Annotated in this window: 5 protein-coding genes; 3 read left to right on the top strand and 2 right to left on the bottom strand. The window is 65.0% G+C overall.

Features of this window, described 5'->3' with window-relative positions:
- Positions 1-82 precede the first annotated feature (82 nt).
- Together RT424_RS15095 and RT424_RS15090 are read right to left on the bottom strand one after the other, a co-directional pair.
- Positions 83-1510 carry an aromatic ring-hydroxylating dioxygenase subunit alpha gene (locus RT424_RS15095; RefSeq protein WP_313439920.1) on the bottom strand — a complete coding sequence of 476 codons (1428 nt, stop codon included), beginning with the start codon at positions 1508-1510 and terminating at the stop codon, positions 83-85.
- Between the two features lie 11 nt (positions 1511-1521).
- Positions 1522-2808 (bottom strand): amidohydrolase family protein, encoded by a 1287-nt coding sequence (locus RT424_RS15090; RefSeq protein ID WP_313439918.1) that lies wholly within the window; start codon positions 2806-2808, stop codon positions 1522-1524.
- Between the two features lie 259 nt (positions 2809-3067).
- Between RT424_RS15090 and RT424_RS15085 the strand changes: the two genes are divergently transcribed.
- The 3 genes from RT424_RS15085 to RT424_RS15075 all read left to right on the top strand — a co-directional run.
- A complete protein-coding gene (locus RT424_RS15085) occupies positions 3068-3379 on the top strand; it encodes a 2Fe-2S iron-sulfur cluster-binding protein (protein WP_313439916.1) in 312 nt (103 codons plus the stop codon).
- Positions 3380-3482: 103 nt separating this feature from the next.
- On the top strand, positions 3483-4820 hold the full coding sequence (locus RT424_RS15080) for a cytochrome P450 (protein ID WP_313439913.1): 1338 nt from the start codon (positions 3483-3485) through the stop codon (positions 4818-4820).
- Positions 4820-5104 (top strand): SDR family NAD(P)-dependent oxidoreductase (locus RT424_RS15075; RefSeq protein WP_313439910.1); only part of this gene is annotated, 285 nt, incomplete at its 3' end. The genes RT424_RS15080 and RT424_RS15075, both read left to right, overlap by 1 nt.

Raw genomic sequence — 5104 nt, 5'->3', positions numbered from 1 at the left:
GCAATGGCGCGCGCGAAACCGGCGCCGATCCCGGAGGAGGCGCCGGCCACGAAAACGGTGCGGCCCGGAAGCGAGAACGTCATCAGCGCTGCAACGCCCGGAAGTCGGGATGATAGGGCGGCATCGCCATGTATTTGTCGATGGTCTGTTCGAAGTGGCGCACGCGCACTTCCTGATAGTCGCCGAGAGTGATCCCGGGCTTGGCGCTGGCCTCCAGACCCTCCTGCTGGGCGTAGAGATTGTCGGTATCCTGATCGAGGATATGGCCGAAACCGGGGTCCATGCCCTGGGCCTCTGCAAAGGACTGGTGATCAGCCAGGATCTCCACCTCGGCCGTCTCCACCTCGCGGCCGTCCTTGGGCTTGGGGCGCATGAACATCACTTCGTAGATCGTGCGGCGGTGGTCGCGCGCGTCGGGGCGGAAGCGGTAGATCATCGGCAGCGAGATGCCGGGGAACAGGAACAGGTTCGGGAAGAACGTATAGCTGTAGGTATCGAGTAGTTCGGTGTCGGAGATATGGCTGAGATCGGTGTTGGTCGCCGTCTCGAACATGTCGCGGAACATGTCCGCCATCACCTGCCGCGCGCGTTCGCCCGCCTTCAGTTCGGGCTTGCTGCCGCCCAGCGAGGAACTGTCGCCCAGCGTGAAGTTGGAGATGATGTCCGCCTCGCTGTACTTGTCGCGCAGCTTGGGGCTGACCACACCCAGCGTCGAGATGAAGCGGTCCACGTGATCGCCATAGACGTCGTACTGCGAGTTCACGTCGCCATTGGCGGGCGCGACTTGCGGGTGGGTGTCGCCGACGTGGTAGGCCTCCATGAAGGCTTCCATCGTCAGTTTCCAGTTGGCCGGATAGCTCTTCTGGACGTGGAGGTAGATGGTGCGATCTTCCAGCTTCCACGCCTTGAGATGGGCGAGGGCCTCGGCGCCGAGATAGTCTTCAAGGCCGGGCGCGGCGGGGTCCATGTTGACCCAGACGAAGCCGCCCGACCGCTCCACCCGAGCTTCGGGCAGGCACATCTTCTGCGTGGCAGTATGGGCGAAGTCCCACTTTTCGGGGATTTCCTTCAGCGATCCGTCGAGGTTCCAGGTCCAGCCGTGGAACGGGCACTTCAGGTTCGCCGCGAAGCCCGCCGTGCCGGAGGGCTTCAGCTTCGTGCCGCGATGGAGGCAGGCGTTGAAGTAGGCGCGGATCTCATCGTCATCACAGCGCGTGACGACGAACGAGTACGTTCCGATGTCGTAGACGTAATAATCGCCCACTTCGGGGATGTGATCCTCTCGGCAGGCCATCTGCCAGGTCCGCGTCCACATCCGCTCGAACTCCGCTTTGGCGAAGGCGGGATCGGTGTAGCGTTCTTTGGAAACGTCTTCGCTGCCGAGGTAGTGGTAGCTTTCGCTGGCGGCCCAGGCGGGGGCGGCATTGCGGTCGGCGGCGATGATGTCCTGCGTGGATTCGGCGGGGCAGCGGGCCTCGCCGGGTTGCAGCGTTCCGGTGGCGACGTTCATTCCGAGGCTCCTTATTCCGCCGCTTCGAGCGTCGGCGTGCTCGCTTGTCTTGCGAGGGCAGGTCTGATTTTCTGGACCACGCCGTCCTTCATCACGAAGGCGACCTTTTCCGGCCCGGTGAGGATGGAAATGTCCGCAAGCGGATCGCCGTCGACCAGGATCAGGTCGGCCAGCTTGCCCGGCGCCAGCGTGCCGAGTTCGCCGCCGTATCCCATGGCGAGGCCGCCGTTGCGGGTGGCGCAGGCCAGCGCTTCGGCCGGGGTGTAGCCGTAGAAATCGACGAAGGACTTGAGGTCGCGCCCCTGCGTGCCCTGCGGGCTCCAGCCGAAGCCGTAATCGCCGCCGATCAGATGGCGGATGCCGCGCTTGCGCAGTTCGGTATGCGTCACGAACGAGTTTTCCAGCAGGTCCGGAATGTTCATGTAGCCGCCGACTTCGGGCGAGAGCCCGTGCGCCGAAGCCTCGCCCGCCATGATCTGCGCGAAGAGGCCGACGGTGGGCACCACGAAGATGCGGTCCCGCGCCTCCTCCATCATGTCCAGCAGTTCCTCGTCCACGTATTCGCAGTGGAACAGGCCGTCCACGCCCGCGCGGACGCAGTGCTTGGAGCCTTCGATGGAGCGGGTGTGGGCGTTGATCTTGCGGCCATAGGCGTGGGCCGTTTCGACGGCGACGCGCACTTCCTCGAACGTCATCGGCGTCGTGTTGCCGGGGGTGCCGGGGTAGAACGGGTCGCCCGAGACATCGAGCTTCACGTTGTCGATTCCCTCGCGGCAGTGGAGGCGCACGGTCTTGCGCATCTCTTCCACGCCGTCGACGATGGCGGAGGGGCTTTGCCTCGGGTTGTGCAGCTTGCTCTCGTCCCCCATTGCGCCGGTGACGGAGATTTCGAGGCCGCCGGCACGGATGCGCGGGCCGGGCAGGCGGCCGGCGTTGACCTCGTCGCGCACCGCGACGGCGAGTTTCAGTTTGGCTTCGGAGGCGCCGTAGGCCGAGGTGAAGCCCGCCTCGATCAGCGCCTTGGCCCCGCGCGCGGCGGTGAAGACCTGCGTTTCGGGACTGGGGGTGATCAGATCCTCGGTCGCGCAGACGTTCTCGAACGAAAGGTGCGCGTGGCCTTCGACCATGCCGGGCATCAGGAACATGCCGCTGGCGTCGATCGTGATGTCGTTAGGCTGCGCGACGGTCGTCGTGCCGACCGAGGCGATGCGGTTGCCCTCGACCACCAGATCGCCCTTTGTTGTGGCCTTGCCTGTCCCGTCGAATATCGTGGCGTTCTGGATCAGTGTCCGTCCCACGTTTTTTCTCCTCCTGGCCACGGGTATCCTCGCGGCTGTCGTTTGCAGGTTAGGAGCGGCGGCGGGCGCGGCAAATGACGGGCCGGGCAGAGGGCTTGTCCTGTACGGGAACGCCGCCCCGCTTCGTGCTGGCGGTTTTCCGGCAGGGGCAAGTCGCAGGGCATGGGGAGCGCTTTGCGCCGCATCCCGACTGCGGCATCACCAGCGAAAATCAAACGACGAGGACCGGGCCGGACTTATGGGCAACCTTCATGTGACCATGACCGACATCGACGGCGTGAAGCACGAATTTTCCGATGTGGACGCGGGCGTCAGCCTGATGGAACTCGGCCGCGCGCGCGGGGTCACCGGGATCATGGGCGATTGTGGCGGCGGCTGCGCTTGCGCGACCTGTCACGTCTATGTCGCGCGGGACTGGTGGAACGAAGTGGGCGAGCCGGACGACGTCGAATTCGCCATGCTGGACATGGTGGCGGACGTCATGAAGGACACCAGCCGCCTGGGCTGTCAGATCAAGATGAGCGAGGATCTGGACGGTCTGGAGGTGACCGTGGCGCCTGCGTTGGGGTAATGAGTATGCCCTTCGGGGCAAGCCTGGGTTCGAGGGCGGGCATGGCTGGCCGTCGCCACCCGGTCCATAGAAGATCGCAAAGACACGCATATGGGACAGGCAAATGGCTACATCAGCGCAAGTTGGGGCTACCGAAGACCGAGTCAGCGAGCGGCAGGCGCTTTCCGCAGAGGAACAGGCGCTGCTGGCAGGCGGCTCGCTGGCCGATACCGCGATCCAGGCGCAGCCGAACCAGTTCTACCGCGCGATGCGCCGCGGCGATCCGATCCACTATGACGAGCGTCTCGGTTCCTGGCTGGTGACGCGGCACGAGGATATTTCGAAGATCCAGTCCGACCCGGTCACGTTCTCGGTCAAGCACGGCTATTCGGAACAACAGGCGCGCGGGATGCGGGAGGAGTTTCAGGCCTACCTCGAAGCGCACGGCGGCGGCTATTTTCCGGACGCGATCATGTCCGATCCGCCCTATCACACGCGCATCCGCAAGCTGATGGAGCAGGCCTTCACCGCGCACCGCGTGAAGGAACTGGAGCCGCGCATCACCGAAGTCGTGCGTGATGTGATCGCGGGCGTTGTGGCGCGCGGGGATGGCCAGTGCGATGCCGTTAAGGACATTGCGATACCGCTGACCATCCGCGTGATCGTGGAGCAGCTCGGGCTCGACCAGGGCATGGAGGAGAAGATCTCGCGCTGGTCGGTCGCGGTCACCGCGCAGATCGGCGCGATGCAGAGCCGCGAGACGATGCTGGCCAATGCCGCGCAGATCGCTGAGTTGCAGCAATACCTGATCGGCAAGATGAAAGAGCGGGAGGCGAATCCGTCGGAAGACATGATCTCCGACCTCGTGAATGCGGAAGTCAGCAACGAGGACGGCAGCAAGGAGAAGCTGACCTTCGCCGAAGCCGTCTCGCTGGTGCGGGCCACGCTGATCGCGGGCAACGACACCACGGCGACCGCCATCGGCAACCTGTTCTACGTCCTCACCACGCGCCCCGGCATGGCCGAACTGCTGGAAAGCGTGGTGGACGACGACCGCCAGCTCAACCGCTTCATCGAGGAGCATCTGCGGGCCGAACCGCCCGTCCGCGCGCTCAGCCGCATGACGACGCGCGAGGTTACCGTGAACGGCACGACGATCCCGGCGCACGCGCACATGCTGCTGGTCTATGGATCGGGCAACGATGACGAGACGGTGTTCCCGGAACCGCGCAAGTTCGACATTACCCGCGTCAATCTGGGGCGCCACGTCGCTTTCGGCGGCGGCCCGCACCGTTGCATCGGGCTGGCGCTGGCGCGCATGGAAGTGAAGGTGGCCGCGCGCGAGATCGCCCGGCAGATGAAGAACCTGAAGCTGGCCATTCCCGAAAGCGCGATCCGCTACACGCCCACCGTCGCCACGCGCACCATCGAGTCGCTGCCGATCACTTTCGAGGCACGCTGATGGCTGGAGAACTTGCAGGCAAAGTCGCGGTCATCACCGGCGGGGCGAGCGGCATCGGCCGCGCTACTGCGGAACTGTTCGTGGCGGAGGGGGCGAAAGTCCTGATTGCCGATATCGCGGACGAGGCGGGGGCGGCGCTGGCGGAAAGGCTGGGCGCTTCGGCGGTCTACCAGCGCACCGACGTATCCGATCCGGCGGCGGTAGAGGCGATGATCGACCTCGCCGTGTCCCGCTTCGGCGGGGTCGATGTGCTGTTCAACAATGCTGGCATGTCCTGCGGCGCG

Source organism: Novosphingobium sp. (assembly GCF_032093395.1).
Lineage (GTDB): Bacteria > Pseudomonadota > Alphaproteobacteria > Sphingomonadales > Sphingomonadaceae > Novosphingobium.
This window is presented reverse-complemented; position numbering and strand designations above follow the sequence as displayed.

What these genes read in the sequence shown, in the direction of transcription:
- RT424_RS15095 (WP_313439920.1), bottom strand. Translation starts at nt 1,510, where the DNA reads ATGAACGTCGCCACCGGAACGCTGCAACCCGGCGAGGCCCGCTGCCCC.
- RT424_RS15085 (WP_313439916.1), top strand. Translation starts at nt 3,068, where the DNA reads ATGACCGACATCGACGGCGTGAAGCACGAATTTTCCGATGTGGACGCG.
- RT424_RS15080 (WP_313439913.1), top strand. Translation starts at nt 3,483, where the DNA reads ATGGCTACATCAGCGCAAGTTGGGGCTACCGAAGACCGAGTCAGCGAG.